The organism is Ornithinibacillus sp. FSL M8-0202 (assembly GCF_037975285.1).
In the GTDB taxonomy this organism is placed as follows: domain Bacteria; phylum Bacillota; class Bacilli; order Bacillales; family Amphibacillaceae; genus Ornithinibacillus; species Ornithinibacillus massiliensis.
Genome location: NZ_CP150248.1, coordinates 1,503,588 through 1,521,542, shown reverse-complemented (window position 1 = coordinate 1,521,542; position 17,955 = coordinate 1,503,588). Strand labels below are relative to the sequence as shown.

17 protein-coding genes are annotated in these 17,955 nt (G+C 38.2%); 10 read left to right on the top strand and 7 right to left on the bottom strand.

What is annotated here, in order from left to right:
* Positions 1-87 precede the first annotated feature (87 nt).
* Complete coding sequence (locus tag MKY78_RS07880; protein ID WP_339217217.1) at positions 88-1,155, top strand: D-alanyl-D-alanine carboxypeptidase family protein; 1,068 nt, start codon at positions 88-90, stop codon at positions 1,153-1,155.
* On the opposite strand, the gene MKY78_RS07875 is transcribed toward MKY78_RS07880, so the two are convergent.
* Positions 1,131-1,691 carry a hypothetical protein gene (locus MKY78_RS07875; protein WP_339217216.1) on the bottom strand — a complete coding sequence of 187 codons (561 nt, stop codon included), beginning with the start codon at positions 1,689-1,691 and terminating at the stop codon, positions 1,131-1,133. The genes MKY78_RS07880 and MKY78_RS07875 overlap by 25 nt on opposite strands.
* Before the next feature lie 196 nt (positions 1,692-1,887).
* Here MKY78_RS07875 and ddlA point away from each other — a divergent pair, with 196 nt between their 5' ends.
* Positions 1,888-2,988: a D-alanine--D-alanine ligase gene (ddlA, locus tag MKY78_RS07870; protein ID WP_339217215.1), complete on the top strand. Its 1,101-nt coding sequence runs from the start codon at positions 1,888-1,890 to the stop codon at positions 2,986-2,988.
* Between the two features lie 258 nt (positions 2,989-3,246).
* Here the strand turns inward: ddlA and MKY78_RS07865 are convergent, their stop codons facing one another.
* Complete coding sequence (locus MKY78_RS07865) at positions 3,247-3,810, bottom strand: nitroreductase (protein WP_339217214.1); 564 nt, start codon at positions 3,808-3,810, stop codon at positions 3,247-3,249.
* A 194-nt stretch (positions 3,811-4,004) separates the two neighbouring features.
* Between MKY78_RS07865 and MKY78_RS07860 the strand changes: the two genes are divergently transcribed.
* The 3 genes from MKY78_RS07860 (at position 4,005) to MKY78_RS07850 (ending at position 5,667) form a co-directional block, all read left to right on the top strand.
* Positions 4,005-4,457: a DUF2269 family protein gene (locus MKY78_RS07860; RefSeq protein ID WP_186869593.1), complete on the top strand. Its 453-nt coding sequence runs from the start codon at positions 4,005-4,007 to the stop codon at positions 4,455-4,457.
* 272 nt (positions 4,458-4,729) lie between these two features.
* The gene (locus MKY78_RS07855; RefSeq protein WP_339217212.1) at positions 4,730-5,110 is read left to right on the top strand and encodes an SRPBCC family protein; all 381 of its coding nucleotides are present in this window, start codon (positions 4,730-4,732) and stop codon (positions 5,108-5,110) included.
* A gap of 14 nt (positions 5,111-5,124) precedes the next feature.
* Complete coding sequence (locus MKY78_RS07850) at positions 5,125-5,667, top strand: histidine phosphatase family protein (RefSeq protein ID WP_339217210.1); 543 nt, start codon at positions 5,125-5,127, stop codon at positions 5,665-5,667.
* Positions 5,668-5,714: 47 nt separating this feature from the next.
* Here the strand turns inward: MKY78_RS07850 and MKY78_RS07845 are convergent, their stop codons facing one another.
* Positions 5,715-6,782, bottom strand: a complete 1,068-nt coding sequence (locus MKY78_RS07845; protein ID WP_339217208.1) for a D-alanyl-D-alanine carboxypeptidase family protein — start codon at positions 6,780-6,782, stop codon at positions 5,715-5,717.
* Between the two features lie 181 nt (positions 6,783-6,963).
* Here MKY78_RS07845 and MKY78_RS07840 point away from each other — a divergent pair, with 181 nt between their 5' ends.
* Together MKY78_RS07840 and MKY78_RS07835 are read left to right on the top strand one after the other, a co-directional pair.
* Entirely contained in the window at positions 6,964-7,980 is a 1,017-nt protein-coding gene (locus MKY78_RS07840) for a serine hydrolase domain-containing protein (protein ID WP_339217206.1), read from the top strand.
* A 63-nt stretch (positions 7,981-8,043) separates the two neighbouring features.
* The gene (locus MKY78_RS07835; RefSeq protein WP_339217205.1) at positions 8,044-9,228 is read left to right on the top strand and encodes an MFS transporter; all 1,185 of its coding nucleotides are present in this window, start codon (positions 8,044-8,046) and stop codon (positions 9,226-9,228) included.
* Positions 9,229-9,522: 294 nt separating this feature from the next.
* Here the strand turns inward: MKY78_RS07835 and pepT are convergent, their stop codons facing one another.
* Entirely contained in the window at positions 9,523-10,752 is a 1,230-nt protein-coding gene (gene pepT / locus MKY78_RS07830) for a peptidase T (protein WP_339217204.1), read from the bottom strand.
* Positions 10,753-10,905: 153 nt separating this feature from the next.
* On the opposite strand from pepT, the gene MKY78_RS07825 reads away from it, so the two are divergent.
* The gene (locus MKY78_RS07825) at positions 10,906-11,757 is read left to right on the top strand and encodes a sulfurtransferase (protein WP_339217203.1); all 852 of its coding nucleotides are present in this window, start codon (positions 10,906-10,908) and stop codon (positions 11,755-11,757) included.
* Complete coding sequence (locus MKY78_RS07820) at positions 11,750-12,313, top strand: DNA-3-methyladenine glycosylase I (protein ID WP_339217202.1); 564 nt, start codon at positions 11,750-11,752, stop codon at positions 12,311-12,313. The genes MKY78_RS07825 and MKY78_RS07820 overlap by 8 nt, the downstream gene beginning before the upstream one ends.
* A gap of 43 nt (positions 12,314-12,356) precedes the next feature.
* Here the strand turns inward: MKY78_RS07820 and MKY78_RS07815 are convergent, their stop codons facing one another.
* Positions 12,357-14,138 carry a methyl-accepting chemotaxis protein gene (locus MKY78_RS07815; RefSeq protein WP_339217201.1) on the bottom strand — a complete coding sequence of 594 codons (1,782 nt, stop codon included), beginning with the start codon at positions 14,136-14,138 and terminating at the stop codon, positions 12,357-12,359.
* A 313-nt stretch (positions 14,139-14,451) separates the two neighbouring features.
* Between MKY78_RS07815 and MKY78_RS07810 the strand changes: the two genes are divergently transcribed.
* Entirely contained in the window at positions 14,452-14,964 is a 513-nt protein-coding gene (locus MKY78_RS07810) for a GNAT family N-acetyltransferase (RefSeq protein WP_339217200.1), read from the top strand.
* 595 nt (positions 14,965-15,559) lie between these two features.
* Here the strand turns inward: MKY78_RS07810 and MKY78_RS07805 are convergent.
* Complete coding sequence (locus MKY78_RS07805) at positions 15,560-16,996, bottom strand: amidase (protein WP_339217199.1); 1,437 nt, start codon at positions 16,994-16,996, stop codon at positions 15,560-15,562.
* Positions 16,997-17,036: 40 nt separating this feature from the next.
* A complete protein-coding gene (locus MKY78_RS07800) occupies positions 17,037-17,936 on the bottom strand; it encodes a DUF899 family protein (protein WP_339217198.1) in 900 nt (299 codons plus the stop codon).
* Positions 17,937-17,955: the final 19 nt, after the last annotated feature.

Here is a 17,955-nt window from a genome sequence, read left to right as displayed (position 1 = left end):
CATCTATGTTAATAATTTCTTTTAAAATAGAGAAAGTGAACAAGCAATAAGTGAGGGAAGATTATGAGAATACGAGTCTGTTTGAGTATGTTTATACTATTTTGTCTACATAGTTTACTTTTTGGATCTACATTTGCTGCAGCAGAAGAGCGTCAACCACCACGTATTAATAGTGGAGCAGCTATTTTAGTAGATGCGAATACAAGTACCGTGATATATGAGAAAAATGCGTCAAAAAAGCTATATCCAGCAAGCTTAACGAAAATTGCTACGGCCATTTATGCTATTGATCAAGGTGAATTAGATGATGTAGTAACGGTGAGTGAACATGCTTATCGTACAGAAGGGTCATCCGTGTTTCTGGAAGAAGGGGAACAGCTTAGCTTAAGGCAATTAATAAAGGGGTTATTAGTTAACTCAGCAAATGATGCAGGAGTAGCAATTGCCGAGCATCTCAGTGGAGATGTGGAACATTTCTCCGATGAGCTTAATCAATATTTGAAACAAGTAATTGGTGTGAAGAACACCCATTTCAGCAATCCTCATGGGTTATTTGATGCGGAGCATGTTACTAGTGCAGAGGATCTTGCCATGATAACCCAATATGCAATTAATAATGAGGATTTCCGAGAGATATTTGGCTTAACAGAGCTAGAATGGAAAGGAAAGAAGTGGCAGACAACATTATATACACATCACAAGCTTCTTAGGGAAGCACCATATCCTGGTGTAAATGGTGGTAAAACGGGTTATGTTCCAGAAGCAGGCTTTACGTTAGCTACTACAGCAAGTAGAAAAAATCTTGATCTAATTGTGATTACGCTTGATGCATCAACCCAGGAAAGTGCCTATCAGGATACGGTTGCATTATTGGATTATGGATTTGACCATTTCAAAAGCGATGGTAAGGAAGTATCACCAATTTATTTAGATGGGGAAGCGTTTAGGAAACTAGCTAATAACAATAAACGATTCTTTATCGATAGGGAGTGGCCATCATTTACTGATACGGAAATAAATTTGTCCCATCATTTAAAGGTAGCAGAGCTTAAACAGAATTCGATACCAGGCTCACTATATGATGTCGTTATTATTGGCATTGTCTTACTAGCGATTTGGTTCATCTTCTATTATCGGAAGTCAAAGAAGGAGTGATTATGATATTGCTCTATGTTTATGATCGGGATATCTTTAATGAGAAAAAATAATAAGACGATCGTAATCGTATAGAAAAAAGGATGCGTACGAACAGATATCATCCGATTTCCCTTAATAGATTCTTCAGTTAGATAGGTCATAATAAGTAAGAGCATAATCGTAAAGAATGCCAATAATTTAATGGTTGCATCTGGGTTGAACATCGGGATCATTTCTAGCATCGCACCCATCATACCGCCCATCATGCCGGATATACTACCATCAATGACGGCGAATAGGTTGAACGGTAACCCAGCTATAAAACCAATAGAAAGTCCAATAAGAATCGCAAGAAAGGTAGACATAAATAAGTCACCATTTTGAAGTATTCCAATGACCGTACCAAAAAGGATGCCTGATAGCATTCCAAGTGCCATCGATGTAAGCATTCCATGCATATTAGATAAGTGCTTTCGATGAAGGGCATTGAGGATAATGATACTGAGTATTTGACATGTACAAATTACTAATATCGTAGTTAATATAAATGACATGTTTCCAGCTCCTATAAAAGATGATTGATTGTCCCTTTAGAATGTATTCGACTGAGGGAAGAATTATGATTGCTGCCTAAGGGGTGGGTCAGGTACCTCTATATTTTTTTACGTTAGTACTATTACAAACAAGCTAAACTATGCTATTTTAATTGTATGGAATTTTATTTACCTTCTATTAGAAAGGACGTCTAAATTGAAGAAGACAAAAGTAGGTATTATCTTTGGTGGTAAATCTGCAGAGCATGAAGTTTCCCTTCAGTCTGCTAAAAATATTGTTGATGCAATCGATAAAGAAAAATATGATGTTACATTAATTGGAATTGATAAAGAGGGAAAATGGCATTTAAATGATCAATCTTCCTATTTATTAAATTCAGAGAATCCTAAATTAATTGCGTTGAATAAATCGGATGATAATGTTGCGATTGTACCAGGTTCTGCAACAAATCAATTAATCCATGTTGAAAATGCCGTAAGCTTAGAGCAATTGGATGTCATCTTCCCAATTGTACATGGTACGCTTGGGGAGGATGGCAGTTTACAAGGAATGCTTCGTATGGCAAATCTTCCTTTCGTCGGACCTAGTGTTCTAGGTTCTTCTGTATGTATGGATAAAGATATTGCAAAAAGACTACTAAATGCTGCCGGAATAAAGGTAGCCAAAGGGATTACGGTGAAGCGCCCGAATAAGGATAAGGTAAACTTTGAAGACGTTAAAGAATTGTTAGGGACTCCAATGTTTATTAAACCGGCTAACCAAGGCTCCTCTGTAGGTGTTAGCAAAGTGAAAAATGAAGAAGAATTCTATGCGGCCTTACATGCAGCATTCCAATATGATCATAAGGTGGTCATCGAGGAAAATATTGTTGGCCGTGAAATTGAATGTGCTGTACTTGGAAATGATGATCCAATCGCCTCAATTCCTGGCGAAATTTTACCGAATACGGAATTCTATTCTTATGAGTCTAAATATATTGATGAAAAAGGCGCAGAACTAGCAATTCCAGCCGAGCTTACTGAAGAGCAAGTGAAAATGGTACAAACGACTGCAGTTGAAGCGTTTAAGGCATTAGAATGTGAAGGATTAGCTCGAGTTGACTTTTTCTTAACGGAAAATGGGGAATTGTACATTAATGAAATAAATACGCTACCGGGCTTCACAAAGATTAGCATGTATCCGAAGCTATGGGAGATTAGTGGTATTCCATACTCGGAATTAATCAGTCGCTTAATTGATTTGGCATTAGAACGCAGTGAGAATGATGCTAAGCTAAAGAATACCGTTTGGGAATAATAAAGAAGAGTCTCGTCCAGTGGGCGAGACTTTTCCGATTGATGGACAAGATAAAGCCAAAGATTGATTCGATTAGACAAATTATGACCAAGCTGTATCATATTGTCTAATCGTTTCACCTATCAGACAAAAATCACCACACATGGAGAAAGTTGTCTATTTAATGCATTTCTAGTAAACAATTTTCATTCATTAAAAAAATGTCTACTTGGAACAATCTAGGTAGACATTTTTTTCAAAAAAACGAAAACTTATCTGTTATTCGACATGAAATGTGGTGAACTTTTCCCTTAATGGGATCCGTTCTTTTTTCTCTGGTTGCTCATCAAAGTATCCCATATGCAGGAATCCAACGATCCGTTCGTTTTCCTGAACCTGAAGAATTTCCTCTACATTAGGGTCGTAAATATGAGGGTTGGTTTTCCAAACCACACCAAGTCCTTGTTCCCATGCTAGAAGCTGGAAGTTTTGAATTAAACAAGCAGTGGCACCAAAGTTCTCATCTTGCTTCTTTTGGTTGTCCCCTTTTTCCATAATGACAACAAGAATAGCATTCGGCTCATTTAAATAGTTCTCTCGGTTTTCTTGTTTTTCTTCTGGATAAGTACTTGCTATTTTCTTGGCGAATTCACGCTTTTGATTTTCTCCAACAAAGATAAATCTCCAAGGCTGCCTCATCCCGTGTGTTGGTGCCCAAATAGCATCCTCTAATAATTGAGTAACGGTTTCTTCCTTTACCATTTTATTGTTATATCCTTTTTTTATAGAGCGACGTTCCCGAATTAATTTTGCTAGCTCCGATTGTTGCTTTATCATTTGCATCGTTAACACCTCTTTTGTGTTGTTATTATACTTCCGACTGATAATCGTTTTCATTGATTTAAATAGTAAATGATTTGAATAGGAAAAGCAAACCTATCTTGATCAACATATAGGATTTTGTCAGTGATTTATATCACATCTCTTTTTGCTGAAAAAGTGTATGATATAGGTAGATATATATTGGGGGTCATATCATGTCATTTTATGATGTTTTAGTCTTTGTACATATATTTTCAGCAATTTTAGGCATGGGGCCAGGATTCATGATGATGATGATTGTATCGAAGGCAACCAATTTAACAGAATTAAGACATGCTTATGTAATACGAAACAGAATGCATCGTTACACTATGGTTGGTGGTACATTGCTGCTAATTACAGGTATTTTAATGGGGACTATCAATACGTATCTATTCCAACAGGGATGGTATATTACTAGTCTTGTCCTTTTCCTTATTGCACTAGCTTTTGGGCCGTTATTACTTTCACCAAGATCAAAACCAATCAAGGAGCTTTTAAAGCATGCAGAAGGGGAGAAGATACCAGCAGAATACGATGTAATGGCAAAGAAGCTATTCTTCGTAGAGAGAATTGAAAATGTCATTTTTCTCGTTATTATTGCCTTAATGATTATAAAGCCTTTTTAGTGAAGCGCTCTCTTGTGGAGGCGCTTTTTTCTATGATTGGATCAATCCTGAAAGACAGCGGGTAAATCCTGAAGTTAGGTGCTGAAGTCCTGAAGAATATGTAAACTCCCGTATTTTTAAATGGCGAGCCTATCCTGCTTGCTTTATTCCTATGATAAAATAGAGAAAAATGCAAACAAAGAGGGAAAATGATGAAAACATGGACAAGAGATATTGAAATTCATGCACCAATTGATTAAGTATGGAAACTTCTAGATGGGACACTTGAGGATATGCAAAAAATAATGCCAAATGTAGTCGAAAACACATTGGTTAAAGGAACAGAAAATGCTGTTGGAGCAGTGTATCGTCAGAAGTATCGTGAGGGAAAGAGGATGCAAGAATATGATGTCGAAACCATTGAATATGAGAATGAAGCGGATTTTAAGAAGTTAAAAGTAACCTTTACTCTTGCGAATATGTTTGAAATTACGACATCATATGAAGCGAAAAAGCTGGAAGATCATAAAACATACTTCCGATATACGACAACGAATAATCCATTAAAATTGTTCACAAAATTACTTCTTAAATTAGTAAATAGCGATAAAGTAGTGGTGCAATTTGTAGAGCGAGTAAAACAAGTTGCAGAAGAAGAGGTCCGAAAGCGATAAGGAGGGGGATAACGATGGGGAAGAAGATTTATCTTGTAAGACATTGCCAAGCGAATGGTCAGGAATTGACAGCTTCATTAACTGAAGCGGGTATAAACCAGTCTCTAGAGTTAGTAGAATTCTTTGCGGATGTTCTAGTTGAGCGGATTATCTCCAGTCCATATCATCGTGCCATTGATTCCGTCACGCCACTTGCTAAAGAAAAGGATATTCCAATTGAGATTGATGATCGACTATCTGAACGTGTATTAAGCACAACGTTCTTTCATGATTGGCGAGAAAGACTAGAACAGACTTTTGATGACTTGGACCTTGTATTTGAGGGAGGAGAATCTAGTGCTCAAGCTATGAGGCGTGGGATTGAAGTCATTAAAGAATTACTGGAAAATGATGAGGAGCATATTCTATTAGCTACGCATGGAGGACTAACCTCATTGATTTTAAAATATTTCCAGCCTAGCTTTCGTTTTAAGGATTGGGAGAATCTTACCAATCCAGATGTGTTTGTCATTGCCTATTCTAATGGAGAGCCAGAGATTACTAGATTGTGGAAATAAAGAAACAGGATATCTCATAAGGGTCCCCTGAGATATCCTGCTTCTCTTTAGCTTTGTAATTCTTCAAGGTATTCTTCTAACGTTATATCACGTTCCATGATTTCGGTAGCTGTTTTAACACCAACATACCGTATGTGCCAAGGTTCATACTGATATCCTGTAATGTCTTCTTTTCCTTTAGGGTAGCGAATGATGAAGCCATGCTCCGCTGCATGATCCTTTAACCATTTTCCTTCTTTTGTATCTCCGAATTCTGTAACTAAGTCAAAATTGACTTGTGGGCTTGTAACGTCCATTGCAAGACCAGATTGATGTTCACTTTCACCTGGTCGTGCACTGAATTTATTAGCTTCTTCCTCGCCATGATTGCTCACATAGGATGCAAACAGATATTCCTGGGTTTCATAGGAACGAAATCCGGATTGTGCATATAAATCAAGCCCCTCTTGCTCTGCCGCGGCAAACAATTCCTCAAGCGCATCAGCAGCAACTTGACGTATTTGCTTTTTCGGTAAATCTTCTACAAATGGAAATGGTACATTTGGGAAAACCAGGTCCGCTGGCACATAATCTGCAGGCAATGCGTGTTGCTTATTAATTAAGGCAAGTACTTCAAATGGATTGCTTAGTTCAACAGTTTCCTCATCTAAAGACGTATCCTCCGAGTAAGCTAAACCTTCACCGGAAGTTACTTTACTCTCTTGATCTAGATAATCCTCTATAACAAGCCTTGTCGCTTCATCATATTTTCCTGTTATCATCAGATCCTCTGACTGTAATTGTAAATCGGTAATTGCCCATACGGTTTCTTTGTCATACGTACCAGTAGTGGGAATCTCATACCCAATTTTGATTAGGGCTTCTTGTAGTCCTATCACATTATCATTTTGATCACCTTTTTGGAGATCCTCTGTTGGGAGAACGAATCCTTCTTCAGCCTCAGGACTTTCTGCATTCTGTTCATCCTCTTTTGTTGGGTTAGAATTATCTTGTACCTTTTCTTCGCTTGTTTTTTCAGACGTATCCCCTGTTGTAGGCGTACTGTCACTACAAGCTGAAAGTAATAGAAAAAGGCTTATAAGGGTTAATAAATAAATAGATTTGTAGTTTTTCATTGGTGTTCTCTCCCTTTTGAAACTTAAATACCCTATTTATTATACTACGATGAAAAATGAACGCAGTATAAAATGAGAAAAATAGTTCGTTAGTGCTACTGGATATTTTTGGTATATATACATTATACTACAATTGCAGGGAATTTAATTGGGCTTTTTCTAAAGGGAAGGAAGAGGCAGAATGAAGCGACAATTAGATAGTAAAGTTAAGGAAGCGGTCACAGAGGTAGGATTTTCAGGGGCAATTTTAGTTCGGAAAAACGGGGAAGTTATTCATGAATCCGCATATGGTTATGCTAATCGTTCGGATCAATTGATAAACACGGTGCATACTAGATTCGGTATCGCGTCCGGGTGTAAGCTATTTACAGCGATTAGCATAGGGATACTAGTAGACGAAGGAAAAATTACCTTTGACACTAGATTGAGTGATTGCTTGGATATTCCGTTTTCTAATTTTTCAGACGAAATAACCATTCATCATCTTTTATCCCATACTTCTGGTATTCCGGATTACTTCGATGAGTCGGTTATGGATGATTTCGAAGAGCTGTGGAAAACAAGGCCGATGTATTCAATGCGTGAGTTAAAGGATTTCCTTCCTATGTTTCAACATCGGGACATGATGTTTCAGCCAGGGAGTCAGTTTCATTATAATAATGCAGGATTCATTGTGCTAGGATTGGTTATTGAGCAACTAGCCGGGATGAGCTTTACTGATTTCGTAGAACAAAAGGTGTTTGCAAGAGCGGGCATGAAGGATTCTGGTTATTTCTCACTTGACCAGCTTCCAGCAAATACAGCAGTAGGCTATATAGATGATGTGGCAGCTGGAACTTGGAAGAGTAATATGTATTCTATCCCTATAAAAGGTGGAGCTGATGGAGGAGCATTTATTACCGTCCATGATATGGTACGCTTATTTGACGCCTTGTTTAGTAAAAAGCTATTGACCAAGAGCACAACGGAAAGACTGGTATCCGTTCAAGCTGAGGGAGAAGATGACGAGTTCTATGGCTATGGAATTTGGATGGATAAGCAGGCGGATGAGATTACCAAGTACCATGTAATGGGATATGATCCTGGTGTAAGCTTTCATGCTGCAGTCTATGCGAATGGAGTAGAGGTCGTAATTGCTTCAAACAAGAGTGAAGGTGCTTATTCGATTATGGTTGCGATTGAAGAACTATTAGACTAGGCAAGCACACATTCCCATATCTCTTCATATCTTTTTAGAAGATCGTATGAAGGGGTGGGGAAGATGGCTGAAACGGTATTGGTGGAACAAGCAGTACGTGTCCGTCACAGATGGATAAATTTTGTGTTATTTTGGTGTGCATTAATTGTTGTTTCCAGTGCTTATGTGACGACACCTCTCTTTTCTATCTTTGAAACTACGTTTGACGTCTCGAAAACGATGTCTGCTTGGACTAGCAGCTCGTTTTCTTTTTTTTATGCGGTTGGTTTTCTATTATTTGGACCATTAGCGGATCGAATCGGTAGAAAGCAAGTCATTGTATTTGGCATGATTTCATTAACGATTGTAACCCCATTGATAGCGATGGCGAGCAGCTTCTGGAGTCTTGTTGTACTTAGAGGGATTCAAGGGTTTGTTGCGTCAACGTTTGCCCCATCAGCACTTGCTTATGCGTTTGATGTTATTCCATCTAAGAAAATTGTTACGACGATTGGCTTTATCAGTTTTGGCTATGTAACATCTGGCATTTTCGGGCAAGTGCTTGGCGATGCATTTTCTCAATGGGGAAGCTGGCGGATGGTCTTCCTATTCTTTGGTGGTTTATATTTTATTACGTTCCTAACAGTGTTGTTATTCCTTCCGAATCCCAAAAAGCCAGGGCATAAAGAGGGTATTAGCTTTTACCTTTACCATAGCAAGCTTATTTTCAAGCAGCGTAATTTTGTGTTCATTTACCTCATTACGATAATGCTCTTATTAACGTTTATGGGAATGTATACCTTGCTAGGAAGCTTCTTAAAGGGAGAGCCTTATTATTTGAATGATAGGGAAATATTAGGTGTTCGAGCTATTGGCATTATCGGGATGCTCGTGTCACCTTTTGTCGGTAGGATTGTTGGGAAAATAGGCGTGTTAACTACGCTTCGGGTAGGCTTGTCATTAGCTACCGTGGGCTTATTACTACTTGGAATTGGAAGTAATATAACCTTTGTTATTGTGATGAGCATTATCTATGTGTTTGGAATCTCGTTAATATTTCCTGCTATCATGGTATTAATTGGAGAGTTAGGTGGAGATAGAAGGGCGCTTGCTAATGCCTTCTATGCCTTTATTCTCTTTATTGGTGCAATGCTAGGCCCAATTGTTGCTATTTCATTCATGACGTTTACTACTTACTTCGTTACATTGTTAGCACTGTCTTTGTTATTAGTTCTGGCATTCATTTTTTCGATTTTTATACGGGTATAGTGGTAAAGAGCAACGATACTTGATAATCTTCCTTGCACTGAGGAAGCCCGCTTCGTAGCTTTGCTATTAGACACAGGTGCATCCAGGGGTTTAACCATACCCTTTCCTCCCCGTTTTCGTCTACGTATATTTCCGGAGCTAGTGTGATGCATTATTCAGGTTCCCATCTATTACTTTTAGCTTTGTCTTAAGTCTCATCGCCTAAGCTAGGATTCCTAGAGCTTCGACTAATGCCAAAAGCAGCTATCAAGAGAAAATTAACTCCTTGAAAGCTGCTTTTGGTATAAACACTAGTTATTTGGATTCAAATAGTCTACAAATTTCTACAATTACATTCGTAGCTTTTTCCATGTTATCGACAGAAATATACTCGAATTTTCCATGGAAGTTCTCGCCACCGGTGAAAATGTTTGGTGTTGGTAATCCCATGTAGGACAGTTGGGAACCATCTGTTCCACCACGTACTGGTTCGATGACAGGCTCAATATCCAGATTTCGCATAGCTTGTTTTGCTACGTCGACAATTTCCATAACAGGCTCAATCTTTTCACGCATGTTGTAATATTGATCCTTCATATCAAGTACAACATTATCTTCCCCATATTTTGCTTTCATTTCTTCTACGAATTTCGTCATGGTTGCTTTTTTATTTTCAAAGCTGTCGCGGTCAAAGTCACGAATGATGTAATAAACACGTGTTTTTTCAACGTCACCAGTAATGGAGATTAAATGATAGAAGCCTTCGTACCCTTCCGTTTGCTCTGGTGATTCTTGCTCCGGAAACTTACTTACAAATTCTGCTGCCATTTTACCAGCGTTGACCATTTTATTCTTTGCTGTCCCAGGATGCACACTGTTTCCCTTGAAGGTCACTTTTGCAGCTGCAGCGTTAAAGCTTTCATATTGAAGCTCACCAAGTGGTCCACCATCGATTGTATAGGCAAAGTCAGCGTTAAAGGCTTGGACATCAAATTTATGAGGGCCACGACCAATCTCTTCATCTGGTGTGAAGGCCACACGGATTTTGCCATGTTTAATTTCTGGATGCTTGATCAGATAATCCATTGCGGTCATAATTTCAGCGATACCTGCTTTATTGTCAGCACCTAGTAAGGTTGTACCATCTGTTGTGATTAGTGTATGTCCTTTATAGCTAGATAGTTCAGGGAATTCTTTACCAGATAACACAACATTTCGTTCACTGTTCAGTATAATGTCATTGCCGTCAAAGTTTTCAATTAGTTGGGGATTAACATGTTTACCCGTAAAATCAGTTGCTGTATCCAAATGGGCAAGGAAGCCTAAAGTTGGTACTTCCTTATCTGTGTTCGAAGGAAGTGTTGCGAATACATAACCATTCTCATCAATGGTCACTTCCTGCATTCCGATTTCGTTTAGCTCGTTAACCAGTAAGTTGGCTAATTCTAATTGTCCTGGTGTAGATGGTGTTGTTTCACTATCTTCATTGGACTGTGTATCCATTTTTACATATGTAGTAAATCGTTTAATGATATCTTCCTTCATTCTTAGCCTCTCCTTATTGTGAATAGTAATTGAAATATGAAATAATTATACCGTAACTCGAAATAATTAGGAAATTTAAAAAGTTGGTTAGAAAGGAAAATATTAAGATTGTGGCGAATGATATAGTATGGGGTATATAAAGGAGGACAATTCATGACCTATATTATGAAAGTGGAAGAATTAATACATAAATTAACTGCTAATCCTGAGGAAATAGTTTTGGTTGATGCACGTTTTCAATTAGGGGACCCAACAGCAGGAAGAAATGCTTATGAGGAGTCCCATGTACCAGGGGCTGTATATTTTGATTTAGAACGGGACCTTTCTAGTGAGGCTGGTGAACATGGTGGGAACCATCCACTTCCTGATATAACCACACTAGCAGAAAAATTAGGGAAGAATGGTATTGACCAAGATACAACTGTCGTAGTGTATGATAAAGGAAATGATATGTTTGCACCGCGATTTTGGTGGCTTTTACATTACCTTGGTCATCAAGATGTTTATGTATTGGATGGGGGATTTGATGCTTGGGTTCAAGCAGGACAACCTGTAACTGCTGATATCCCTGTGAAGAAACAAAAAACATTTATTCCTAATGTTCGACCAAATCAAGTAGTGGATATTGCATTTGTCAGAGGGATAAAAGATAATAAACAGGCTGTCCTTATCGATTCTAGAAGTAAAGACCGCTATCTAGGAAAAACAGAGCCATTATATCAAAAGGCCGGACATATTCCAGGTGCGAAGAATTATTTTTGGATGGATGTTTTAGATGAAAATGGTAACTGGAAGGATAGGCAATCGTTAGAAAAGCAATTCGCTAAGTTAGATAAGAATAAAGAAATTATCGTTTCCTGTGGCTCAGGGGTATCAGCGACGCCAAATATTATGGCGCTTAAAATGGCGGGATTTGAACATGTGAAGCTATATCCTGGTAGTTATAGTGATTGGATTTCTTATGAGGAAAACAGTATTGAAACAAAGGATGAAACCAATGAGTAAAAGGCGATGTGCATGGGCACCTGAGAATGATGAATTATATTGCAATTATCACGATTATGAATGGGGAAGACCTGTACATGATGATCAAAAGCTATTTGAAATGCTTACGTTAGAAGGGGCACAGGCTGGTCTAAGTTGGATTACGATTCTACGTAGACGGGAGAATTACCGACAGGCATTTGATCAATTCGATCCAACGGTTATTGCTACTTATGATGAAGCAAAAATCCAGTCATTACGAGAAAATGAAGGGATTATTCGACATGAAGGGAAGATCCGTTCCGTCATTTCAAATGCTAAGGCTTTTCTTGCTATACAGAAGGAATTCGGTAGCTTTGATTCTTATATTTGGAGCTTTGTTGGAGGAGAACCATTGAAAAACAGATGGGAAAGCTCGAGCCAAGTACCGGCGGAGACGAAGGAGTCTCAAGCGATGAGTAAGGATTTAAAGCGTAGAGGATTTAAGTTTGTTGGACCTACGATTTGTTATGCCTATATGCAAGCAACAGGCATGGTTCATGATCATACAGTGGATTGTTATTTATATGAAGGATAAAAAGAAAAGCTACTTTCACCCTATTGGAAAGTAGCTTTTCTTTTTATAGTTTAAACACTTTTAGTTCATTATTTAATTGTTCAGCAATTTTTTCTAATTCTTCTGCGCTATGGGAAACTTCCTCCATGGAAGCTGACGTTTGTTGTGCAGATGCTGCTGCTTGTTCCACACCGGCTGCAGATTCCTCCGATACTGCCGCGATTTCTTCAATTAAATTATTCATATCACTACTATTATTAGCAATTTCTCGTAGGTTTGCCGAGATATCCGTGATTTTGTTAACCATATCTGTTACCGAGTTATGAATCGTTGTAAAGTTATTTCCTGTTTCTTCAATTTGAGCAGTACCTTCTTTTACCTCGGTATAGCCACTGTTTAATGAGGTAACAACATGTGCTGTTTCACTTTGGATTTTACTTACGATAGTAGTAATTTCCCCTACGGAACTAGCAACCTGCTCTGATAGCTTTCTAACTTCTTCTGCTACAACCGCAAAACCTTTACCATGTTCTCCAGCTCTTGCAGCCTCAATTGCCGCGTTAAGGGAAAGAAGGTTTGTTTGATCAGCAATATCTTTAATTACCGATACTAGTTTTGAAATGGCTGTTGATTGCTTATCAAGACCTCTAACCTTTTCTACTGCTTCCGATACAATGGAATCAATTTGCTTCATTTGAACAACAGATGACTTCATTAATTCCTGTCCTTCGTTCGTTAAGACAAGAACATCTTGAGATGTACCGGAAATTTGCTGACCGTTCTGTTCTGATACTCGTACCTTTTGAACGAAATCATTCATCTGTTCAGCAAGGTTTGATGCACTATTTGCTTGGTTCTCAGATCCAGAAGATAACTCTTCCATCGTGGAAGCAATTTGTTCATTACCTTCTTTCACTTCATCCGCTGATTGGGATAATTCTTCACTTCTAGTCGAAAGAGTATTGGCAGCTGATGCAACTTTATAAAGTATCCCTTGAATATTATCCTTCATTTGGTTAACTGCAGTAGCAAGTTGTCCAATTTCATCTTTTCCGTTATAATCAATCGATTTAGCTTGTAGGTTACCATTTGCTACTTCTGTTGTTAGGTCAACCACTTTTTGTAAGTTAGTAGCGATTCGCTTACTTACTAGTAATAACAGAACAACACCAAGAATAATTGCTATTATGTTTGAGATGATTAAGGTGTTGGTACTAGCTTTAATTCCACCTTTAGAAGTTGTTACCACTTCTTGCTGGTCAGCGATGACTGTTTCCATTAGTAGGTCGACAAGTTCTACCGTTTCGGAACGAAGCTCGGATGAACGTGTTCTAATCGACATCGCCATGTATTCCTGATTACTATTTATAGCGTCTGTAATATCCCCGTAGAACATTTCATTTATTTTCTTATCGTTATCGGAGATTTGTTGGAATAATTCTTTTTGTTCAGTTGTAACTAAGGAAGGTTCAATTTTTGCTTTTAACTCCTCAAACTGAGCTTCATATTCTTTAAAGGCGTCAGCAAATCGGCTTCTACCAGAAAGCAAGTAATCCGCAATTTGAACATCCTTCACTTGAATCAATGCGGATAAGTCTGCCATATCATTGACACGAGCACTATATTCGTCAATTGCTTCCACATCGGCAGAACTCTTTTGGAGTTGTAGGTATATTAATACACTTGAGAATAAGAAAAGAACCACTGTAGTTAAAAACACTAATAAATACTTACGACTAATGTTAACGTTTTGGAAGTTAAAAAGAGTTTTCCTATTAGTTTTTGGCTTATGTTGTTTTTTCTCTCTTTTTATTTTTGGTAGTTTTATCTTTTTATTTTTTTTCATATATATCCCCCAATTATAGATATGTTCCAATATATAAAAAGAAATTATATCGTATTGATATCTAGCCTTATACAGTCCAAAGGCAAATTTTAGTTGAAAATGATTTCCTCTCCTACTACTCCACTCGATTTTTGTATGTAAAAACTGTGCGCCCTTTTCTTATATCATTATATCGGTTGTATTTTCTAACTCTAAAGTATTATTAGAAAATAATCGACAATTTTTTTCGCGTGTTGAATTCGATTAGCTTTTCTAGTAAAATAGCAGACTGTGTGTTCTTTACGTGTTATAACAAAACAGGAGGTGGAGATGGATGATGGAATCTGCGTTTTTACAAGAAGTAAAAGATAAGGAAGAACTGCAGGGAGAGCTAGATAATTTAGAATTACAGTTATTTCGTATGCAACATAATATAAAAGAAATTGCCAAAAAGTCAGAAGTAATTAGCATAGACCAAACACCACAGGATGAATGGGTAGTTGTTTATGCTGATCGTGAACAGGATACATGGCAGCTTATGCTGCACAGCTGTAAGCGTCCATACCGTGGAAGTTGGAACTCTGCACTTCAAGCGGAAATAAAGGATGACAGTACGATTCATATTGCAGCTATTAAAGGCGAGGAAAACAAAGGATATGGATCAGTGCTAATGGATCACTTAAAAGAAATGGCGAAGAAAGAAAATGTACAGTATATAACTGGTGATTTAGTGAAGCGAGATTTTGACCATGTCGACAGATTACAGCATTTCTATGAAAAGCATAATTTTGACGTCAAAATTGACCATGAAGAAGAATGTGGAGAAATTGTATGGAATGAAGAATAGATGTGAGACTACTTAGAATGGATAGTAGTCTTATTTTTTTTATCATTAGAGAATGGTAAACAGAGAGGAGCAGTCAGAGCCCATTTTCAGGTGGGTGAGGCGAAAAAGGTAACAGAGGGAGAGTGTCAGTGCCCTTTTTTGGTTGAGAGATGCGAAAAAGGTAACAGAGGAAGAGTATCAGTGCCCTTTTTGGGTTGGACGAGGAGAAAAAGGTAACAGAGAGATGCTATCAGTGCCCTTTTTTGGTTGGGAGAGGAGAAAAAGGTAACAGAGGGAGAGTATCAGTGCCTATTTTTGGTTGAGAGATGCGAAAAAGGTAACAGAGAGATGCTATCAGTGCCCATTTTTGGTTGAGAGATGCGAAAAAGGTAACAGAGGAAGAGTATCAGTGCCCTTTTTTGGTTGAGCAATGAGAAAAAGGTAACAGAGAGAAGGAGTCAGCGCCCCTTTTCAGTAGAACAAGGAAAAATAGGTAACAGAAGAGTAACCTCTCTATCCCCAATACCAAACTAAACGAGGTTGTGCACTAACCAGATAACGTAACTCTTTGGGAGCAAGTATAAAAGCAACCCAATATAGGACTGCTTTTCATATTTTAATTCAACTGTGGTGATTTTCGATGATTCGTTGCTTGCTCATAGGCAAAGGCAAGTTCTATCAGTTCTGCCTCCGTATAGGCCTTGCTTGTAAAAGTAATACCAACTGGTTTTCCGGCATCGGTATAGCCGCATGGAACGGTGATGGATGGGTAGCCTGCCTTGGCCGCAATTCCTGCTCCATTTTCATTTACGAATACTAATGCATCCAAGTCGTGTTCGGTCATGGCTTTATCAATGCCATCTGCTTGTGATAGTCTAAGATCCTCTAAGCGATCTTTTATATATTCTGTTTCGATTAACCTTCCAGTTTTTTCCTCGGATTCAAGTAAAATCTTTTGACCATATTTCAGTGCCGTATCTGCATGCTTTTGGTTATATTGGATAACATCCAGTAAATTATGCACTGGTAAACTCGGATTAACATTTTTCAAGTAGGCGTTCAGGCCGTTTTTAAATTCGTGAAGCATAACTGTTATAGGAGGGAATTTTGTTGGTAGCTCTACTTGGTCAATAACGGTTGCGCCAAGTGCCTGTATATCTTCTAGCGCCTTTTCCACTAATTGGAGTTCTTCCTCTGGCAGTCCTTCCAGATAAGCTCGTGATACGCCGATTCGTTTAGTTTTTAATCCATCTTGGTTTAAATAAGCGGTGTAATCTTGGATGGGATTTGGATTGGTTGCTGTTGCTGGGTCTTCTATATCGAAAGCTGTTAATGCTCCAAGTAGTAACGCAGCATCTGAGACTGTTCTTGTCATTGGGCCTGCAGTGTCTTGAGAACTGGATATTGGAATAATCCCTGTCCGACTAATTAACCCAACTGTCGGTTTGATTCCAACGATAGAATTACTGCTTGCCGGGCTTAGAATGGAGCCACTCGTTTCAGTTCCTATACCTAATGGAGCAAAGTTAGCCGCAATAGCAGCACCAGTACCAGCACTAGAGCCACCTGTATCAAATTCTCCAGGACCATATGGATTTAAAACCTGTCCCCCTCTTGAGCTATAGCCATTCGGCATCCCCACTGTCATGAAGTTTGCCCATTCGGTTAAATTCGTTTTACCCAGGATGATTGCCCCAGATTTTCTTAATTGCTTCACAAGAAAAGCGTCCTCTTTTGCAAAATGGTCAGCTAATGCAATCGAACCTGCAGTTGTGTGCATGTTGTCTGCGGTATCAATATTATCTTTAATTAAAACAGGGATACCGTGTAATGGGCCCCGGATACCTTTTTCCTTTCGCTCCAAATCAAGTGCTTCGGCAATATGCAGGGCATCAGGGTTTATCTCAATAATGGCGTTTAATTTAGGACCATCTTGATTGTACTTAGCAATTTGTTCTAAAAAAGCGAATGTAATTTCTTTAGCTGTTAAGCTACCATTTTCCATTGCCTCTTGTAATTCTAATACAGCTCTTTCCGTAATAGGTTTTGTCATCGGTATCCTCCTATAGTCTCGCTAGTAGTTTTAAAAAAGATTACACTTGTTCGAAAATGTGAAAATGTAACCCATATGGATCGGTCATCAATAGGCTTTTCTCATTATAATTTTTAGTGATGGAACAGCCATTTGATACAAGAAGTTCTTTCGTTTTTTCGAAGTCTTTAACGGCTAACTCGAAAAAGACTTTATTTTCTTCATTCTCCTCCAGGTAAAAATTCCATCCACCAAAAGTTAGTTGTGTTTCGGAATTAGATGAGTAGACCTTTTCCATGCCCAAAACATTTGTATAAAACGCTATGGCTTCTGATTGGCTATTTACTTGGATGGCGATATTATTCGTTAAATCAAAATTGGATCGTTTATTAATTTTCCTTTTTGGATGATACCCTTTTTGACCAGAAGGAAGTAGGTCGAATAGATACCATACAGAGCAAAACTCATCCCCAGGTCCAAACGGTGCATCAGCAATATGATAGATTCTTCCTTCTTCATCCTTTTGGAAGGTAGAAACTCCTGGGTATTGATAGCCATCTTTAACAAAGCCTAAGTCTTCCTTAAAGGTCGTATCCTTTGTTGACACCATTGGAAATTGCCATTGACGCTCTGCAGCATAAGCATTCTGAATCTCTGGTGAATCAGGAGTAGCTACGACAAAGGCTGCTTTTTCGATTATATGATGGTATATACCATTAAAGCCATCTGCCCACATGGTACAGTAAGAGCATGATTTCCCCATGTTTTGAATAACAATCAGTTCATCCTTCTCACCAAATAATTCTAGTAAGCTAACTTTTCGGTTTAAGGAATCAAGGAATTGATAGTCTTTCACTTCATGTCGAGGAACTGTTTTTCTTAGTTCCATTAATTTAATCTTTTTTTCATGAATTTCCTTTTCCAATGCTTTAATCTCTGATTGTAAGTCTAATGTTTCCATTATACATCTACTCCTTCTC